The organism is Falsibacillus albus (genome assembly GCF_003668575.1).
GTDB classification, from domain to species: domain Bacteria; phylum Bacillota; class Bacilli; order Bacillales; family DSM-25281; genus Falsibacillus; species Falsibacillus albus.
Window position 1 is genome coordinate 172,420 of sequence record NZ_RCVZ01000003.1, and the last position, 18,190, is coordinate 190,609.

Genomic DNA, 18,190 nt, shown 5'->3' on the forward strand with positions numbered 1-18,190 from the left:
TTAAAGCGCTTTCAAAAATTGTGCTTATCTTTTTGAAACAATCAAGGAGCGTTTATATTGGGAAGGGGACATCTGGCATGTCCTTTTGAAAACCCTGCTAAAATAATTCGGATCTTGATAGCCGACCAAATAGGCAATCTCCTTCAACGATTTCTGCCCTTCCATCAGCTTTTTGGCATGCTTGATCCGACACTTCGTCAAGAAATCGATGTAGCTGATTTCACACTGTTCCTTGAAAATTTTGCTTATATACTGGGGAGTCAGCTGGAACGCTTCGGCGAGCGTATCAAGCGACATATCCTTTTTCGTGAAATGATCCTTTATATATTTTTTTACTTTGTATGCAATTTCTGATTCGTGCTTCTGGCTGTTCTGTTCTAGAAACAAAAACAAATGATCGAGCGATTGATTCAGTTCTGCTTTCAAATGCCTGTAAGTCAATAGCGGCATTAATGGAAAGGATTTCGTATAGCTATAGCCGATTTCCTCGAGGTACCTTTTCATAATGGCAAACAAATCGATCAATTTTTGTTGGATTTCCTCACAGGCTGTTTGAGATGCTGCCTGCTGTTCCATCCAATTCGCCAATAGACTCCTAATCTGATCCTCATTTCCAAGATAGAACTGCTCCATGATGTTTTGTTCGATTTCCACCCACATCGATGCCCCATCGTCCTCCTTTTCAATAAGCTCTGTATAAAAGCTGATCCGCTTCTTTTGAAAAGCCTTACCCGAAGCTCTCAACGCCTCATAATAGGAGGTTCTGACCTCTTCCAAATTCATTACCATCCTCCCGATGCCAACAGTCGCTTCCACATTTCCGGGTTTGAGAGAATCGAAGATATGCTGGGTACATTGGTAGGCATGTGACCTATAGGATGCTTGCTGTTCGGAGTAAAATAAAATGATAGGTGCCTGTGACCCGGAAAATGGTCCGAACCAGCATTTATTCCTGCTCTTCAAGGCAGCCTTGATCACATTGAATCCAGCGGCTCTCTCCTCTTTTGTCCCCCCATCGAGCCGAAGGACGAGCATATAAAAATGAACTGTTTCATCCACTTCGACCAATTTGAGGCTCTCTTCCAAATGAATCGCATGAACATAGTCAAAGATAAGCTGTGTCACAATGTCACTTTCGACAAATGGCAGCATAGCCTCTACCCTTTGAGTCAGGACCAATTCTTTTTCCCTGTCCCTTTTCTCTTCCGCTGCCTCCAGGACGACTTTTTCAACCGTATGAATGATTTCCTTTTGTTTACTCGGCTTCAGCAAGTAATCCTTCACTCCGATCCGCAATGCCTTTTGAGCATAATCAAATGTGTCGTAGGAAGAAACGATGATGATCTTGATGAAAGGATGTTCCCTTAATATCCTCTCAGATGCTTCTAAACCGTCGATGAGCGGCATTTTAATATCCATCAAAATGACGTCAGGCTCCCATCCTTTTACCGCATCGATTCCCTGTTTGCCATTCTCGGCCAGACAGAACTCCCACTCGGCATGGGATTGTGAAAGTATTTGCAGCAATGCGATTCGTTCGATTTCTTCATCCTCGACAATTAATAGCTTCAAATTAAATCCTCCCTTTGTTCATTTGGCAACAAAATCTCGATCCGTGTTCCATTTCCTTCTTCAGACATAATTTTCAGCAAGCCTTTTTGCCCGTAATGAAGCTCCAGACGCTTCATGACATTGCTTAATCCGATGCCGCCAGTCGTTTGACCTTCGCGCCTCTTTCCAATTCGTATCTCATTTAATCTTTCCTCGCTCATTCCGATCCCGTTATCTTCCACTGTGATACGTAGTCCATCCACATCGTCCTTGATGAAAACATATATATGTCCGCCCCTTTCCCTTGGCTCGATGCCGTGGGTAAAGGCATTCTCTACAATCGGCTGTAATATGAAGCACGGAACCTTCATCATATTCGCATGGCATTCATTCACGATTTGATATTCGATCCGATTGGTGAACCTCGCCTTCAAAATCGTTAAATACTCCTCTAAAAGGACGATTTCTTCACGGAGAAGCACCGTCCGGTCATTCCCATGGAGGTTGTACCTCAAAACACTTGCAACAGATGTAATCAGCTCACTCGTTTCACCCGCTCCCTCTAAATATGCCTTTTTAGAAAGCATATTCAGTGTATTGAAGAGGAAGTGGGGGTTGATTTGATTCTGCAGGCGGCTCAGTTCACTTTCCTTTAGAAGCAGACGATGCTCCTGAAGTTCCTTTTCAAGTTTGGCTTTATTCTTCAATTCTTCTACGTACCGCTTGATGTTCAGCCTCATATCGTCAAAGGCACGTCCCAAATAGGAGATCTCATCATCCCTTTTTCCATCGATCTGCACCGTACGATCCAGATTGCCGGCAGATATTTCTTTCACCGCACCGGTCAACTCGAATATCGATTTTGTCATTCCTTTTGAAAACCAATAGGAGAACAGCAAGGAGAGGAATAAAACAAGCGTCAGTGTCCACATCCCCAATCGCTGTAAGTTTTTGCTCAGCTCCATCATGGCCTTGTAAAGCTTTTTTTGATCGTTCAGCTTTTGCTTGAAGAGTTCCAGCGTCGTATCATCGATGAATTGAGAGATTTGCAGGCTTTCTTCATAATATTTCGTCACGGTGTCCGTCAGACCCAGATCGGAAAATTGCTTAGCCAGATCCATCGCCTCCACTTGATTCTTAATCAGGGATTCATAGTTTGTCAGAATGATTTTATTATGTTCATCCTCAACCTCAGACAGTCTTTTCGTATTGGAAAGCAATTCCTGCTTTTCTTGATTATATTTCGCTCTATTTTTTGAAGTAGGGTCATTCAACAAGGTGCTCAAGCTTTCATGACTTTTGGAGCTGAGAGTGGAAATATTGTTGAGCAGAAGGTAATTCTCTAAAATTTGATTGTATTTTTTTGTCGCCTGGTCTGTTAAATAACTTGTCAAAAACCAAAACGAGCCCATGATGATTAAAATCGTCAAGGTTAATTGCAAAATATTTTTTTGTATTTTTGTCATGATTTTTTATCCTCTATAAACTGAATATCTGTATAAACATGCGTCGGCAATGGTAGATTTTCTTTGTTTAGCCACTGTGCTAAAAGTTGGATGCTTTTCTTTCCCATATCCAGCCTCGAGTGGAGAAGGACACCATTGATTTCACCGCTTGAAAGCAATTCCCTCGCCTTTTTTGTGTCATCGAACGAGAAAATCTTTATTCCGTTCATAGAGTAGCGCTCCTCAATCGCGTCAATCACTTTTTCCTCTGTATTCGGCCCCATCGTGACGAAAATTTTCAAATCGGGATATTGGTTCAGCAATTCCCTTGTCTGCGTCTCGATGGAAGGTGAATCACCATTCGTATATTGATAGATATGCTCGTGGGTCTTTGATAGAGTTTCAAATAGTCCCTTCCACCTTTCCTCTTCAATATCGGAGTCCTGGTTCAGGCTGACGACTCCTATTTTTTCAGAAGTGGAGAATAATTTACGAAGATTGGAAGCAACGAGCTTCCCGGATTGTTCATGATTCGTTCCTATGTATGCCTTCCGCAGGCTTGTCGGGATATCTGCTCCGACGGTAAATACGGGTATTCCTTTCACTGTGGCTTTATCGATGATGCTTCCGAAACGCGGCTCCTCGAGGCCGACCAAGATCATCCCATCGACATTTGAGGCGATTGCAACTTCCATTGCCTTTTTGATTTCTTCAGGATTCGCACGATAGGAGCCCTCCACATCGAGATTGATAGAATTGGATTTCGCCTCAGCCTTTGCACCTTCGATGATCTCATCCCAATACGGATCACCAAGGTGAGCGGAGATGATGACCGCTCTGTAGACGGGCGCTTTTGATTTCACTTTTGGCGCCTGCCCGAATAACAGCGGATAAATTTTTATGATATTGACCAGTGGAATGATGGCAGAGATAATGAGCACGACAAAAATAAGCATCGATAATTTCTTCATGGTTTCCCCTTCCATATGTAGATTCTCAGATTTTATAGGTATGAAGGCATCCTACTTATGTAATTCGACATATACCACGAAATTCCTTACATCCTGTTTCATTTTTGTTTTTTTTTTGAGATATTCGATCAGTTGGCAAAAAATAAAACGGACCCACCATTATCGGCAAGTCCGCTTGTGATATTCTATTCATGATCGCATCATTATGTGTATATTTTTTCCAATCTATTGCTTCGCGTGTTCATAAATGAAATATACATAATCCGTCGATGGGCCAGGATGTCCAATCTGCCGGAGCATCGTTGTAATATTTCCACGATGATAGGTTCCGTGATTCGACACATGCAGCGCTAAATCAGCCAATGTCGTTTCCACTTCCCCCAGCTCGGGATGTTTGACCGTAAACCCTTGATCCATGACACTCTTATTCTCCTGAAAAAATTTATTGAAGCTATGTGCAAGCACTTCGTATTCAGCTTCCAGCTCTTGTAGAGAAAGCTCTTGAATCAGTCCTCTTTTCTTGACTGCTAACTGCCGGGTCTCATCAAAGGCAGACCCTTGCATCGTTTGCAGCCAAACAAAATCGGTTAAATAGATGTGCTTCAAAACGGCGGATATACTAGGGAAGCCGCTGTCCAGCTCCTTATCGCAAATTCCTTCCGGCAGGCTTTTTAAATGCGTAAACACTCGTTTGTTCGCCCAAACATGGTAGTCGTAGAATTTCTTATTCATGCCCTTATTCTCTCCTTTTATAAAGATGTTCCCTTTATTATATCTGGACATCACTGACATCCGCTGTCAGTGATCGCCATTTTGATGGTGGTTCAGCAAGTCCTGAATGACTGAGATCATTTTGTTCTTTAAAAAAGATGGTTTCCTTACTTCAATCGATTGTCCATATGAAATAAAGATGTAAGGGAGATAGGAAATCGCTTCCTTTTCACTCACTTCCAGATAGAGATCTTTATCCGTACAATCTTTCACGACTCTTCCGATAAACCAATGCTGGCACAAGTCTGCGATTGCTTGTTCCCTGCCATGAAGGTGGATAAGCACTTTTTCTTCTTGCTCGCATGGGTCGGGAAGCATCCATTTCATGAAAAATTCCCTTGGGGAGAAATCGACTGGAGTTTCAAATACTGCATCGGTGTTGGTCAATTCCTTAATTCGATCAACCCGGAAGCTTCTCGGTTGATTCCGATAGTGGCAGTAGGCAACGACATACCATTTATTCTTCCAATGGACCAGTCCATATGGATCGATATTCCTCGATGTACGGGTGTCTTTTTCGCCCTTTTGATAGACCATGGTGAGGGTATGGTTCCGGACCATGGCTTGCTCCAGTTCCTTCAAAAAGTTTTCCAACTGATGCGAGTGGGAGGTGCTGATCACCTCGAAGCCGTTTATATGACGATCAATCCGGGTCCGCTGGCTTTCATTGGTGTATAGTTTCAGCTTCGAAACGGCCGCCTCTAATTCTTTGCCAAATGGATAGCCTGCCTCTTTTGCAAACGAGGCTGCATGAATCAGCGCCTTCTGCTCTTCAAGATTGAAAAACAGCGGGGCTTCTATTGAGTGGTCCAGCAAGCTGTACCCTCCATTATGCCCTGCTTCTGCTATAATCGGCACACCGCTGGCAGATAAAGCATCGATATAGCGGTAGATCGTCCGTATATGGATTTCGAGCTCCTCGGATAGCTCTTTGGCGGTCATCCGCTTCCTTGTTTTCAAGAGCCAAAGAATGGAAAGCATATTATCGGATTTAGACATGATGGAAGGTCCTTTCACTATTATTCTATGAATCAATTCGCTACCATCATCATATTCTCCTTTCTAGTCTGATCATCTCTAAAAGCTGTTATAAAAAAATTGTTGATTTTAGCAGCTTTGCAAAAAAATAATTACACCATGCTGAATTGTAGCGGAAGGTGCGAGACTCCGGAGGAATCAGCGGGCAAGGCGAGACCCCGCAGCGGAGCGAGGAGAGGATGGGGCGGATGTTCGATTAAGTTCGGCACGTCGTGTTCCAACATCGAACGACCTCACTTCGTATGAGGCCCTCGGAAAGCGAGCATCCTGCAGCGGAAATTAAATTTTTTTCTTATTTCAATTAGCAACAATGATACAAAAATAACAGATAAACCCGCCCCTTTGGTGCCAGGCACGATGGAGGCGGGCTTAATCTGCTATTGTTCTTCTCTTTTAAACGGCCACCAGTTGGCTTTGCCGAAATTCTTCACCATGACCGGGATGAATAACGGCAGGATGATAAATGCATAGAGTAATAGACCAATCAGGATGATCGAAGCGATCTGCAGCAATGAAAGCATACCTGAAGGCATCATGGCCGCAAACGTCCCACCGAGGATGACAACAGCCGAAATGATGACCGTGCCCATCTTTTTCATGGAAAGCAGCATGGCATCCGCCACTGATAGATTGCGATATTCATTGAAGCGATCCATCAGGAAGATGCTGTAATCGACCCCGAGTGCCACCAGAATGACAAAGCCGAAGAATGGGACTGCCCAACTTATGCCCGTGTATCCTAATAAATTTACATATATGGCTTCATTCATCGCCATCGATGTATAGTACGTCAAGATGAGCGATCCGATGATATAGATTGGCATAATGATGGAGCGGAAAAGGAACACAAGGATGATTCCGATTCCTAGAAGCATCAACACAACCGTACGCGAATAATCATTATTCGACATCTTGTTCAAGTCGGCATTTGTGCTTGTGATCCCGCCGACAGCCACTACCGCATTCTCAAGCTTTGTTCCTTTCACCGATCTCTTCACTGCTGATTTTATGTTATCCACCTTGCTGATCGCTTCGTTCGAATATGGATTTTCCTTGAATATGACATCCATCGTCATCACTTTGCGATCCTTCGACATATAGGCATCGATCGCTTGTGCAAAATCCTTGCTTTTCAACACTTCAGGAGGCAAGTAGAATCCATTCATGCTTGAAGAACCGGATAGTCCGGATAAATAGCCCTGCGCCGATCCAATTCCTTCTGACACTTGATTCAAGCCATCCACACTTTGATCAAGCCCATCCGTCAGTTGACTTAACTGTGAATCTAACCCTTCGAAAGCTGATAAAAGCTGCTTTTGTCCGTCATTGATTCCCGCCAGCCCATTGGAAAACTTCGGCATATTGTCGACGATCATGCCTTGGCCATCCGCCAATTGATCCAACCCGGTTTTTTGCTGGTCCAGTGCAGCAATCAGTCCTTTAAGCCCTTCCGCCACCGTTTGTTGGCTTAAATTCGCTGTTTCAAATTTATTATTTGCTTTGTTCAGAGCGTCTATGATTTGAACAATTCCATCATTCGCCTGCTGTAATCCGCTTGCCAGACCTGGAAGCTGCTGCTTGGCTTTTTGAACGGTTCCTTTTATCTTTTTATACTGATCTTCACCTTGCAAGCCACTGTATTTGCTTTCTAAATCCGTGAAATCTTTATCGGAAATTTTGTCAAAATCGCTGGATAAACCTTCTACTCCATTCCCGATTTTCTGATAACTCACTAGAGCGGTATTCAATTGACTTCCGATTTTGGTATATCCGTTTTGAAGCTTTCCATAGCCTTCCGATAACTGCTCTGCACCGGCTTTTGCCTTTTCCAAACCTTGTTTGATTTCTGTAGAACCGGCAGATCCTTGTCTGATCCCGTCTTCAATCTTGGAAAGGTTCGATTGGACAGTCGATATTCCCGACTTAACCTGGCTGGTCGCATCGATTAATTGATTTACGCCGTCGGCAGCGCCATTCAATTCCGGCTTCGATTTCGAGAGCTTGCTCCCCGCCTCCTCTAATCCATCGCTTATTTTATCCAATCCTGTCTTTCCCTTTCCCAATCCTTCACCAAGGTTTTCTGCTTGGTTGGGCACATACAGTTCCTTGATCGGATCCCCGGTTGGACGCGTGACGGAGCGGACAGTATCAACTGAATCCACCTTCTTCAACTCCTGGCTGATTTTCTCCGTGACAGCGATATAATCGGCAGAGTCCATTCGCTCATCGTTTTTGATGACGATTTGGGTAGGCATCGATTCACCAGGTCCAAACCCGTCGGCAATGGCATCGAAGGCCTTGATTGCCGGGACGTCCCCGCTGATTTCCTCAAGCGAGTTGAAGGAAAGCTTTCCATCATAAGTGACCAGGAAAGGGACACAAATCGCCGCCACGATGAGAAGGGCTAGAAGCGGCCTGCCCAATGAAAATCTTCCGGCAGCTCCCCATAGCCTGCTTTCCCCATGCTCTGCCACCTTTTTAGATGGCCAAAAAAGCTTCCTGCCAAGCACCGCCATGAAAAATGGCACGATCGTAAACAGTGCGATGAGCAAAACTGCGACTCCAACGGCAACTGCCGATGCAGATTGATACAGTTTGAACTGGGAGAAGCCGATTGCAGCAAATCCGATCATGACCGCCACACCACTGAAAAAGACGGTCCTTCCAGCATTCCGATACGTTGCAACTATGGCTTCCGTCATCGTTTCATGCTGCCCCAATTCCTCCTTGAAGCGGCTTAGCAGCAAGATGCAATAGTCCGTACCGATTCCGAACAGTACGGCCACCAAAAAGATTTGTGTATAGTTCGATATTGGAAAGTCCAACTTGTCAACCAGGATGGACACAACCGATTGTGAAACGAGATAAGTGAATCCGACTGCCAACAAAGGAATCAGGGGAGCAATGGCTGACCTGAATACAAGGAACAGCACGCCCAAAATAAAGACGACCGTAATTCCTTCCGTTTTCTTCAAACCTTCCTCTGAACTTTTCGTTAAAGCGTCGTTGATCATCCAATTGCTCGTATAATAGTGGTCGACTTTTACATCTTTTATCGTATTGTAAAGCTCATCGCTCACTTCTCCAGTCTGCCTGTCATCCCAGCGGAGGCTGATGGATGCCAAAATGGATTTGCCATCCTTGGAGACGAGCTGATCCTTTAAATTTTCATCATTAAAATGTGTCAAAATCTTGGTGATGCCCAATTCTTTTTTATGTTTCTCCAGCTCACGAATCGCTTTTTCCGCTTCATCGATTTCTGTCCCGCTCAGCTTGTGATCATCATGAAAGACAAGCGCGACCTGAGTCGCATCCCCTCCGCCTTCCTGCTCCTGGACATCTTTCATGATTTGATTCGCCAGTTTCGAAGAATATCCATTCGGCACATCCACCTGACCTTTTTCCCTGACCAGATCAGCCATATTAGGTGAAATCATGAATAGTCCGACAATAATGGCAATCCATGCAGCAACAACCAACCATTTCCCTTTAATGATCGCTCTCATGTTCAATCCTCCAGTTGAAAATCTTTGCTCTCCGCAATGACATGTTCCAATTTTTCATACGTCCTGATGAATTGCTCGATTTCATGTTGATCAAATTGTTTGATCAGATGTTCGACAAGCTTATGGATCCGGGTCTCAGTCTTCTCAAATAGTTCCTTCCCTTCATCGCTCAATGTCAGATAAATGACGCGGCGGTCTTTTTCATCGCGGTTTCTCTGAATGAGCCCCTTTTCCCACATTCGGTTGATGATCGCAGTGATTGCACTTTTTTTCACTTCAAACACTTCGGCAAGCTCTGTCGAAGTACACACTTCCTTTTTTTCGATATACCGGAGAATATAATGCTGGTCATTGGTCAAATCATCTCCGATTTGACATTTAATCAAGCTTTCGGCTTTTTTATTCACCGAAAATGAAAGCTCTATGTACCGGTCGACCAGTTCTTTGATCGTTGGATTCGTCATGATCATTGCCACCTTTAATAAAAGTTCTACTGTTTAATAGTTCAATTGTTTAACTATAATTCATAAACAATACTTTAGAGTATATTTTTTTAGCTGTCAATAATTAGATATAGTTAAATATTTTCGAAAAGAGCCAAAATAAAAAACGGAGCTTTTTCAGCCCCGTTTTAAAAAGAAATTTATTTTTTCTCGACTGCATGTCCGCCGAATTCATTGCGCAGCGCCGCAACCACTTTGCCTGTGAACGTATCATTGTCGAGTGAGCGGTAGCGCATAAGAAGCGACATGGCTATTACCGGAGTAGCGGCTTGAAGATCAAGCGCAGTTTCAACGGTCCATTTACCTTCACCAGAAGAATTCATGACACCTCTGATGTCATCAAGTTTGGCATCCTTGGAGAATGCACGCTCCGTCAATTCCATCAACCAGGAACGAATGACAGATCCGTTGTTCCAAACTCGTCCAACTTTTTCATAATCATAGTCGAATTCACTTTTTTCCAATACTTCAAAGCCTTCTCCGATAGCGGCCATCATACCGTACTCAATGCCGTTATGGACCATTTTCAAGAAATGCCCGCTTCCAGCTTTTCCTGCATAAAGGTAGCCGTTTTCCACAGCTGTGTCACGGAAGATTGGCTCAACGACGCTCCACGCTTCTTCATCTCCGCCGATCATATAGCATGCTCCATTTCGAGCGCCTTCCATTCCACCTGAAGTCCCGCAATCCATGAAGCTGATTCCTGATTCCTTCAGCTGATTGTAGCGGCGAACGGATTCTTTATAGTGAGAATTTCCTGCTTCTATGACGATATCGCCTTCGCTTAAAAGCGGCGTAACTTCTTCAAGAACGGAATCAACCACTGAATGCGGCACCATTACCCAAAGCACACGCGGTTTATCCAATGACTCCACCAATTCCTTTAAACTGGAAGCCCCCTGTGCACCATAACTGCTTAATTCTTTTACTGCATCCTGATTTAAATCGAATGCGGCAACCTCGTGATTATGGTCAATTAAATTTTGTCCTAAATTAAGACCCATTTTCCCTAAACCGATTAATCCTACTTTCATGTGTTGTTTCCTCCTTAAATGCTGATTCTGGCAGTTGATGTTTCATGTTTACATATAATTTAAACCAAGAGTTATTCCCTTTACGATTATATAGGAAATGCCCTGAAGATTACCACCAGTTGAAGCCATCTTTCTTCAATAATTCTTCTGCAGCATCCGGTCCCATCGAACCTGCTGGGTATTTATGCAATGCGAGGGCATTTTTATCAAAGGCCTCCAGTATGGGCTGGATCCACTTCCAGGAAAGCTCTACTTCATTCCAATGTGCAAAAAAGGTCGCATCTCCCTTCATCGCATCAAAGATGAGCCGCTCGTATGCTTCCGGCACTTCTTCCGTTTTTGTCGAATGTCCAATATGAATCGGTTCGATTTTCCCATCATTCAATGGGTTCTTGCTGTTCAGGGTCAATGTGACACTTTCATTTGGATTGATTGTGATAACAAGAAGGTTCGGCGATAAATTCTCCTGCTTATGCTCTTGTTTGAACTCGATGACAATTTTCGTCGATTTTTCCGTCATTCTTTTCCCTGTTCGGATATAGAATGGAACACCTTCCCAATATGGATTGTCCACAAGAAGCCTTGCCGCCATGAACGTATTATTCATGGAATCTGAACTGACACCGTGCTCTTCTGTATAACCCGGAACTTGGTGGCCATTCATCTCGCCAGATTCATACTGGCCACGGACAATATAATCAGCCATTTCCTCTTTCGGGACTGTCCTTAATGCCTCCATCACCTTGCTTTTTTCTTTTCGGATTTCTTCCGGCGAGTTGGATGCCGGGGGCTGCATCGCTGTCATCATGAACAGCTGCATCATATGATTTTGTACCATATCCCTTATGACACCGGATTGGTCATAGTATCCAGCCCGATCCTCTACACCGACCGTTTCACTTGCCGTAATCTGCACATTGGATATAAACTCCTTGTTCCAAAGCGCCTTGAGCACTGGATTACCAAACTCCAACGCTTCAAGATTTTGCACCATCGGCTTACCGAGGTAATGGTCAATCCGGAAAATTTCAGTTTCCTCGAATGCTCGGCTTAAAGTGGCATTCAAATGACGCGCCGAAGCCAAGTCCCTTCCGAACGGCTTTTCGATGATCAGGCGCTTCCAGCCGCTTGTAGAAGACAGCCCGCTCTTGTGCAGATTGATCGCAATCATCTCAAAGAAATCCGGTGCAACCGACAAATAAAACATCCGATTCTGCGGCAGGTTCATCTCTGTTTCCAGTTCTTCAACGGCGGCTCTGAGACGCTCATAATCCCCCAATTGATTGACATCCAGACTTTCGTAGCGAAAGGCCTGTAAAAACCCTTTAATATCTTCACTTTCATACAAGCTTCGTCTAGAAAATGTTTGAATGGACTCCTCCACATGCTTTTGAAAGTTAGTATTCGATATTTCCCTTCTTCCTAATCCAATTAAGGAAAAAGAAGAAGGAAGTTTTTCATCTAAAAATAAATTATACAGCGCAGGGTATATCTTCCTTTTCGCTAAATCCCCTGTTGCGCCAAACAAGACAAACGTCATTGCGTCCATCGTACATACCTCCACTGTAATCGGGCACATCCTAACGTTGGAATGCGCCGATCGAATTATGCCTGACATGCTAGTAAATTTTTTTGCAACAGGGAGAAGTATACTACTTCGTTAGAGGATTTTTAAGTAAAACGACTTAGGTCATGCACCGGAAGGAGGATATGTTCGGAAAATGGAGTTTTCTTGAGAAAATGCCTATTTCCGCACGGATATTTGGGTTTCTGCACGTTAAAAAGTGTCTTGTGCGAGAATATTGCAATTTGCGTATGAAAATTTGTTTTTTTGCACACAACTCCGATTTTTTGCACGATCCGCCACGGAGTACCACCTTCACACTTCAAAACTGCCGGGGGCGGCAGCCAGACAAATTGAAAACCGCCCAATTTCGTTTTTGCGCGCAAATCTGTATTTATGCGCCTAACTTTGGTTTTTTGCGCCATTCTTCTGTTTTTTTGCGCGCAACTCCGATTTTTTGCGTCCAACGCTTCCTTTTTTGCGCAAACCCGCTCCGGCGCACCACCCTCACACATCAAAACTGCCGGGGGCATCCCGGCAGCCAGACAAATTGAAAACCGCCCAATTTCGTTTTTGCGCGCAAATCTGTATTTATGCGCCTAACTTTGGTTTTTTGCGCCATTCTTCTGTTTTTTTGCGCGCAACTCCGATTTTTTGCGTCCAACGCTTCCTTTTTTGCGCAAACCCGCTCCGGCGCACCACCCTCACACATCAAAACTGCCGGGGGCATCCCGGCAGCCAGACAAATTGAAAACCGCCCAATTTCGTTTTTGCGCGCAAATCTGTATTTATGCGCCTAACTTTGGTTTTTTGCGCCATTCTTCTGTTTTTTTGCGCGCAACTCCGATTTTTTGCGTCCAACTTTGCCTTTTTTGCGCGTACCCGCTCCGACGCATCACCTTCACACTTCAAAACTGCCGGGGGCATCCCCGGCAGCCAGACAAATTGAAAATCGCCCAATTTCGTTTTTGCGCGCAAATCTGTATTTATGCGCCTAACTTTGGTTTTTTGCGCCATTCTTCGATTTATTGCGCGTAAGTCCGATTTTTTGCGTCCAACTTTGCCTTTTTTGCGCAAACCGCCACTAAGCTACACATACACACATCAAAAAACTGCCGGGGCAATCCCGGCAGTTGGACAAATAATAATTTATTCTTTTATTTGGAGTTTCTCAAATGCTAATTCATATCTGGCTGCTTTCTTGGTACCTATACTTTTGATAGATAGTGATCTGAATAACCCCCTCACAGAGTGTCTTGAATTGATATTTAGAAAATCCCGCGCTTCATTATTGGTAATTTTTTTATTAACTAGCAATAAGTAATCTCTTAGTGCTTGCAAATGAGCATCCCTGCTAATTAGTTGGCAATAACGACAATGCCAACCACGTTTTATCTTTAACATGGGATACTTTTTGCAACCAGGGCATTGCACCCCTTTAATCAAATCATCTTTACTTGATTGATACCGCTCTAAAAGATTAATTTCATTAGGAATGTGGTTTTCCAGGAGTATTGACGAGAGGTGCTTAACTTTATTTAAACTTAGGCAATTTCGTTGATATTTTGCTTCTAATTCATGAATTTTGGTTAAAAGAGAAGGGGTATGAATAATGATTTTTGAGAGGTCATCTGTATGTTTGGTCGTCCTAAGTATGGAACGGGGATTTGAAAAAACCACTAAAGTTTCAATAGGAACCTTTGGATACTTCGTCCGATTCAACCATTTTTGAAGGTTGTAGCACTGCATCTGGATTTGTTTTATTGGATTTGGAAATCCCTCTTCCTTTCCATCTATTGTACGAACGAGTTGTTCAAACTGCGTGTCAAAGCAGATCTGTCCTACCATATTTTTTACTTCAAGAATTAAGAAAAACCTCGATGAAAGAATTAAGACGTCAATTTGGAAAAAATGTGTTCCGGTGAATAAACGAAGATCATGGAGAATGAAATATTTATCGTGATGAAGATAACTAAGTGGGTATTGAAGAGATAATTCGCCTTTATAACCTGCTTTAACTTTTTTAAAATCGTCATTAGCCCGATCCCAAGAAGGATATGTATTTAGAATACGACTGATAAACGCTTCTAGTTGATCAAGAAGAATAGGTTTTTCCAGCTCTTTAACTAACAAAGCATCACTCCTAGCAACAAATTATATTCCTAATTCGATATTTTACGCTAAATTCCTTTTCAAATTTTCATTTTTGTGGAGATGTTGTGCTTCTAGAAACACTTCAAACTTTCAAAACTCCTATGGACATACCTGAACCGGACCTAATTAAAGGTCTCCCGGTTTTGTTTTTGCGCGCAAATCTGTATTTATGCGCCTAACTTTGTTTTTTTGCGCGATTCTTCGGTTTTTTTGCGCGCAACTCCGATTTTTTGCGTCCAACGCTTCCTTTTTTGCGCAAACCGGCAAACCGCCACGAAGCTCCACCCTCACACATCAAAAAACTGCCGGGGGCAATCCCCGGCAGTTCCATAAAACAATCTTATTTTTTATAATCGAAGTGGATTTTTGTGCCTTGGTCGAAGTTGAGGTCCAACTTAGCTTGTTCGACATCTTCGGGTTGTACGCCGAGAACGGCAGCTGCTTGGTCGATGTAAGCTTTCAAGGTTGTGCCTGCTTTTGGCGTCAAGCCTTCCTGCACGCGTGCGAGCTCTTGAAGAGCGGCTTGGTCTTTTAGGACCTGCTTTCCATCTGCTGTTTTCTTTTCAACGACAGCGTGGAATTGACCGTTTTCTTCCATATTATATGTAACATGATAGAAATAGCCATCTTTCCCTTTCAATAGGACATTTGCATCTTTAATGTTATTTAGATGCAGGTCCGTGTTCTCGCCTTTTTTATAAGAAAGTGCAACATGTGAATGGTGACCGAATTTTACATTCGCTTTCACTTGTTCTACATCGGAAGGTTTGATGCCCAAAGCATCAGATAGACGCTGGACAACTTCTTCTTTGCTTAATTTCGTTGAAAGATCCAGGCTTTTCACGAATTCAGCAACGCGTTCTTTCGCTTCTTTTTCAGTGAAGACATACTTCTTGTTTCCATCTTCCTTCTTGACCATAACATTCACAGCACCGGAATGCTCATTGTACTGAACCATGTATTTAGTGCCATCTGTAAGTACGGCTTGTCCTTCAAATTGATGTACGGCATTCCAAGCTTTTGCGTGTTCACCATGGTTATGGCCATCACATTTGTGGTGATGCTGGTAGCCATGTGCAGATGCCACCCCTGTTACGTTAAGCGCCAATGCGGCAGATAATAAAATAGAAGCTGTTTTTTTCATACAAAATACACTCCCTCTAATTGTTTTTTTCTCCCATCCATTTCCCTAGTCCTGATTAATATGATGAAGCAACGACATACTCTTCTTCTTTTTCTTCTGTCGGCTGAATGGAATCTCTGCCCACAGAAATATATTCTACCTGCATTTTCAATGCATCCTCAGCTTTATAGCAGTTTCTGCCATCGAAGATGATTGGTTTTTTCATGAAGAGACTGGATAAGAATAGTGCTTTTTCCACGATTTCTTTCCAATCAGTCAAGATGAACACAACGTCAGAGTCCATGATGGCGTCTTCGATCTGCTCAGCGTAAATGACCTCTTCAGGCAGGATGTTCTTTGCATTTTCAGTGGCAATCGGGTCGTATGCTACGACTTCCGCACCTTCTGCAACGAGCTTTTCTGCCACTACGATGGAAGCAGCTTCCCTCATGTCATCCGTTTCCGGTTTAAATGCAAGTCCAAGCATGGCAACTCTCTTGCCTTCCAATGATCCCAATCGCTCGATGGCTTTTTTAACTAATAGCGTCTTCTGAGTATCATTGATTTGAATGACGGATTTCAGTAGATGGAAATCATGCTCATTATCCTCGGAAATTTTAACAAGTGCATGTGTGTCTTTCGGGAAGCATGATCCGCCGTATCCGATGCCGGCATTCAAGAATTTATCGCCGATGCGGGTATCCATTCCAATGCCTGAAGCAACCTCTTCAATGTTGGCGCTGACCTTTTCAGATAGGTTGGCGATTTCATTGATGAACGAGATTTTTGTTGCAAGGAAAGCATTTGCTGCATACTTGATCATTTCGGCACTGCTGATGCTTGTTTTTAAGATTGGCAGACCGAACGGTTTATTGATTTCTTCGATGATGTTGGCAGCTTCTTCCTTGTCAGCTCCGATGACAATGCGGTCACCATGGAAAGAGTCGTGGATGGCTGAACCTTCACGAAGGAATTCCGGGTTTGAAACAACTTCAACACAGTGGTTCCCTTCAAGGTTTGCCAAGACAACTTCGCGGACTTTGTGGTTGGTCCCTAATGGAACTGTACTTTTGGTCACGACTACGACATCGTTGGTAATGTTTTGACCAACGTTTCTTGCTGCATTGTAAATATATGTGAGATCTGCTGAACCATCTTCACCTTGTGGTGTACCGACCGCAATATAGATGACGTCTTTGTCCTTTAAGCCGACAATATGGCTTGTAGTAAAGTGCAGACGGTCTGCTTCAATGTTTTTGGTCATTAAATCTTCAAGGCCCGGTTCATAGATGGGAGAAATTCCTTTTTGCAAAAGCTCGATTTTTTGAGGATTGATATCTAGACATGTAACGTCATGCCCGATTTCAGATAGGCAAACACCTGTTACCAGCCCTACATATCCTGTTCCAATGATCGCAATTTTCATGAATATTCCTCCTCATGAGAAGTAATTAGGTGATGTTTGTTAAAGGCTCTTTTCTCATATTTAGCTGATAAAGCAGGATTGTTTAAGCAACGTTTCCACTTCAACGCAGCGTAGATAGGAAGAAAAGAGCTGGAAAACTTTCATTCGACGAACTTAATAGCTATTTACTTGTTAAAAAAGGAGCGGGAATCTGCTTTTTAAAAAGCAAATTCCTCACTTTTGATTAGTTCGTGCAAATATGCTTTTACATCGTCCCCAAGATCTGGACGCTCGAGGGAGAAGTCAATGGTTGCTTTAATAAAACCGAATTTATCCCCAACATCATATCTTTTGCCTGAAAAGTTATAGGCAAGGACATTTTGAGTTTCATTCAAGATTTTGATGGCATCGGTTAATTGAATTTCATTGCCTGAACCTGGAGGCAATGTTTCCAGGATGCTGAAAATTTCAGGTGTTAGAATATAACGGCCCATGATGGCATAATTCGATGGTGCGTCTTCTGCAGCAGGTTTTTCAACTACAGATGAAAGTGCGAGCAGGTTTGGATCCAATGTACGGTTTTCCAATGGTGAAATGATTCCATATTTTGATACCATTTCAGGGTCTACTTCCTGTACACCTAATACAGAGGATTGATATTTATCAAACACATCGATCAATTGCTTTAAGCACGGCTTCTCGGAACGGACGATGTCGTCTCCAAGAAGGACCGCAAACGGCTCATTGCCGATAAAACTGCTTGCACAATTGATGGCATGTCCCAATCCTTTTGGTTCTTTTTGACGCACATAGTGAATGTTCGCCAAGTTTGAAATGGACTGGATTTCTTCAAGTCGTCCATACTTTTCCTTTTTATAAAGGGTTTCTTCCAATTCATAGGATTTGTCAAAATGATCTTCAATCGCCCGTTTCCCCCTGCCGCTGATGACAAGGATGTCCTCAATTCCTGAATTGATGGCTTCTTCTACGATATATTGAATGGTCGGTTTATCGACGATTGGCAGCATTTCTTTCGGCTGTGCCTTTGTGGCAGGAAGGAACCTTGTACCTAAACCAGCTGCAGGAATAATCGCTTTACGAACTCTCATTTGAACATCTCCTTTT

13 protein-coding genes are annotated in these 18,190 nt (G+C 43.2%); all 13 read right to left on the reverse strand.

The genetic code is table 11. The features are described from left to right. Positions 1-24: 24 nt before the first annotated feature. On the reverse strand, positions 25-1,572 hold the full coding sequence (locus tag D9X91_RS05865) for a response regulator (RefSeq protein ID WP_121679650.1): 1,548 nt from the start codon (positions 1,570-1,572) through the stop codon (positions 25-27). Beyond that, complete coding sequence (locus tag D9X91_RS05870; RefSeq protein ID WP_121679651.1) at positions 1,569-3,017, reverse strand: sensor histidine kinase; 1,449 nt, start codon at positions 3,015-3,017, stop codon at positions 1,569-1,571. The genes D9X91_RS05865 and D9X91_RS05870 overlap by 4 nt, the downstream gene beginning before the upstream one ends. After that, entirely contained in the window at positions 3,014-3,967 is a 954-nt protein-coding gene (locus D9X91_RS05875) for a sugar ABC transporter substrate-binding protein (RefSeq protein WP_158598247.1), read from the reverse strand. The genes D9X91_RS05870 and D9X91_RS05875 overlap by 4 nt, the downstream gene beginning before the upstream one ends. 225 nt (positions 3,968-4,192) lie before the next feature. Continuing rightward, positions 4,193-4,699 carry a DinB family protein gene (locus D9X91_RS05880; RefSeq protein WP_158598248.1) on the reverse strand — a complete coding sequence of 169 codons (507 nt, stop codon included), beginning with the start codon at positions 4,697-4,699 and terminating at the stop codon, positions 4,193-4,195. Between the two features lie 66 nt (positions 4,700-4,765). After that, positions 4,766-5,737 (reverse strand): helix-turn-helix transcriptional regulator, encoded by a 972-nt coding sequence (locus D9X91_RS05885; RefSeq protein ID WP_121679904.1) that lies wholly within the window; start codon positions 5,735-5,737, stop codon positions 4,766-4,768. A 416-nt stretch (positions 5,738-6,153) separates the two neighbouring features. Further along, positions 6,154-9,282, reverse strand: a complete 3,129-nt coding sequence (locus D9X91_RS05890) for an MMPL family transporter (RefSeq protein ID WP_121679654.1) — start codon at positions 9,280-9,282, stop codon at positions 6,154-6,156. A 2-nt stretch (positions 9,283-9,284) separates the two neighbouring features. After that, a complete protein-coding gene (locus D9X91_RS05895; protein ID WP_121679655.1) occupies positions 9,285-9,746 on the reverse strand; it encodes a MarR family winged helix-turn-helix transcriptional regulator in 462 nt (153 codons plus the stop codon). A gap of 179 nt (positions 9,747-9,925) precedes the next feature. After that, on the reverse strand, positions 9,926-10,819 hold the full coding sequence (gnd, locus tag D9X91_RS05900; protein ID WP_121679656.1) for a phosphogluconate dehydrogenase (NAD(+)-dependent, decarboxylating): 894 nt from the start codon (positions 10,817-10,819) through the stop codon (positions 9,926-9,928). A 109-nt stretch (positions 10,820-10,928) separates the two neighbouring features. Continuing rightward, entirely contained in the window at positions 10,929-12,368 is a 1,440-nt protein-coding gene (gene zwf / locus D9X91_RS05905; RefSeq protein ID WP_121679657.1) for a glucose-6-phosphate dehydrogenase, read from the reverse strand. A gap of 1,164 nt (positions 12,369-13,532) precedes the next feature. Continuing rightward, positions 13,533-14,516, reverse strand: a complete 984-nt coding sequence (locus D9X91_RS05925; protein ID WP_121679661.1) for a nuclease-related domain-containing protein — start codon at positions 14,514-14,516, stop codon at positions 13,533-13,535. Positions 14,517-14,877: 361 nt separating this feature from the next. Further along, positions 14,878-15,681 (reverse strand): YusW family protein, encoded by an 804-nt coding sequence (locus tag D9X91_RS05930; protein WP_121679662.1) that lies wholly within the window; start codon positions 15,679-15,681, stop codon positions 14,878-14,880. A 55-nt stretch (positions 15,682-15,736) separates the two neighbouring features. Then, on the reverse strand, positions 15,737-17,086 hold the full coding sequence (locus D9X91_RS05935; protein ID WP_121679663.1) for a UDP-glucose dehydrogenase family protein: 1,350 nt from the start codon (positions 17,084-17,086) through the stop codon (positions 15,737-15,739). Between the two features lie 197 nt (positions 17,087-17,283). After that, on the reverse strand, positions 17,284-18,174 hold the full coding sequence (gene galU, locus D9X91_RS05940; protein WP_121679664.1) for a UTP--glucose-1-phosphate uridylyltransferase GalU: 891 nt from the start codon (positions 18,172-18,174) through the stop codon (positions 17,284-17,286). Positions 18,175-18,190 lie beyond the last annotated feature (16 nt).